At 66.4% G+C, this 226-nt stretch carries 1 protein-coding gene; it reads right to left on the reverse strand.

Annotated features, from left to right (window positions below; all coding sequences use genetic code 11):
• A partial coding sequence (locus DM374_RS33010; RefSeq protein ID WP_318531836.1) for a POTRA domain-containing protein occupies nucleotides 1-226 on the reverse strand: 226 nt, incomplete at both ends.

Genomic DNA, 226 nt, shown 5'->3' on the forward strand with positions numbered 1-226 from the left:
GCCGCGTTTGAGTGCCGCAAGCGGGGTCAGGGCTGCATCGGAAACCCGCGAGGTGTTGTTCAAACCGACCTCGCCGAAGCGGCCTTCCATCACCGCAATCTGCACCACGCCGCCATCGATTTCCTGGGCCGGAATATAAGCCCGGGCCAGCGGGTAGCCGCGCTCGCGGTACAGACGGGTGATGCGATTGGCGCCGGCCTGCAACTCGCCGAGGGAAACCGTGCGG

Origin of the sequence: Pseudomonas huaxiensis (assembly GCF_003231275.1) — a bacterium.
Taxonomy (GTDB): Bacteria; Pseudomonadota; Gammaproteobacteria; order Pseudomonadales; family Pseudomonadaceae; genus Aquipseudomonas; species Aquipseudomonas huaxiensis.